Genomic DNA, 1,744 nt, shown 5'->3' with positions numbered 1-1,744 from the left:
TGGGTGACATTTTCTTGTCCGAAAGCGGTTAGTATGATGATCTTGGGTCTGGTCTCCAGATTGATGCTGTTAATTTTCTCTAATACTCCAATTCCATCCATGTATGGCATGATAAGATCTAGAATTAAAACCTGAACCTCTTGTTTTTGTAAAACATTAAGAACTTCCATACCGTTGGTGCAAACATCAACTAATTCAAAATCGGGATCATTAGTGAAATAATCCCTGAGTATTCCACAGAATTCACGGTTGTCATCTGCAATCAGAACTTTGATTTTGTCGTTATCAAAAAACATTTCTTAAAAACCCCTCCTATTCCCGACTCATTGTAGAACCGATTTCGACTATTCCCCAGGTATTTCCTGCTTTTTTATTAACCTAAATTAACCTAAAATACCACAGGCAATGTCATAAACAAACAAAGGGACTAAACCAGGATCTGGAGAGGGGCTGACAACCGATATTGAAAATAAGGGGGCTTTTAAGCACAGTTCGCCAGGGCGGGCGAAAAAATCGATGTCGAAAAAGAGCTTACAGTGTTATTCTGTACCGGCATTTCCGACAAAATGTTATCCATAAATATACCGTAGCCGCGCTGAGGATCGTTTAGGAAAACATGGGTTATTGCCCCTATCAAACGCCCGTCCTGCACAATGGGACTGCCGCTCATGCCCTGGACAATGCCCCCGGTGATGGTCAACAAACGGGGATCCTCGATTTTAACCACCATACCTTTGCCATTTTTACGTTCCGGGTACACTTTTTCTATAGTCACTTCAAATTCCTCGATGCTGGTGCCGTTTACAACTGTATATATATGGGCCGGGCCGGTATGAACCTGATGGGCATAGCCGATTTCAACGCTGTGCGCCGAGGCCGGGTTTTCGACTACGCCCTCGGTGCTCCCAAAAATGCCGGCTTCAGTATTTTTAGAAATACTGCCTTTAAGGGTGCTCTCACCCTGAAAGACCCCGATTTTTTCCCCCGGACGCCCGGGTTTGCCGGGTTTGATGGTCTGAATTGATGCAGATACGATGCGCCCTTTTAATACATCGATACCTTGCTTGGTGTCCGCATCCATGATTATATGTCCCAGGGCTGCATACTGGCGGGTTTCGGGGTCCCAAAAGGTCATGGTGCCTACTCCCACCACCCCGTCGCGAACAAAAAGCCCCACCCGAAAACGCTGGGTCTCTGCACAAAAAGCCGGTTTTATTGTCAAATCAATGATCCGGTCCTTGCGTTTAATATTGAGGACCAGTTCGCTGTCTTTGACGGTATCGATGATTTGTGCCAAATCGGTTTCAGTGCTTACATCCTGATTATTGACTTTTAGGACCAGATCCCCAATCTCCACCCCCTGTTCCCGGGCGGGATATAGTTTTTGCCCCTGGCTGTCAACAATAGGCGCAAAACCCACCACCATTATGCCCCGTGATTGCAGCAAAACCCCGATGGAGTGTCCTCCAACCACCACCCGTCGAGGCGGGACCGATTCGATGGATATTGATTTTAAAGGAATGTAGCCCAGGAGTTTGATCTTGAGGGAGGCCTTGCCGGGTTTTAAAGCAGTTATCTCATAAGCGGAACCATTTTTGGATACGACTACGGCTGGATCCCCCTGGGAAGCAAAAACGCTGCGGGATGGATTAAAGATCTCCAAAACCAGCCGTTCTTCCAGCAAGCCGGGAAGCTGCATGGGAATGATGTTGGTTTCACCTACCACCATTTTCTGCTGATGGGG

The 1,744-nt window shown here is 46.9% G+C and carries 2 protein-coding genes; both read right to left on the bottom strand.

Going from position 1 to position 1,744, the window contains the following annotated elements:
• Positions 1 to 296, bottom strand: a 296-nt coding sequence (locus B3W37_RS01250) for a response regulator (RefSeq protein ID WP_483174550.1), incomplete at its 3' end; no start/stop codon positions are given.
• A gap of 185 nt (positions 297 to 481) precedes the next feature.
• The coding region (gene spoIVB / locus B3W37_RS01245; protein ID WP_483174549.1) for a SpoIVB peptidase at positions 482 to 1,744 on the bottom strand (1,263 nt) is incomplete at its 5' end.

The sequence above is a fragment of the Syntrophomonas sp. UBA5494 genome, from assembly GCF_002426325.1.
Note: the sequence above shows the minus strand (reverse complement) of the source record. Positions and strands in the feature narration are given on the sequence as shown.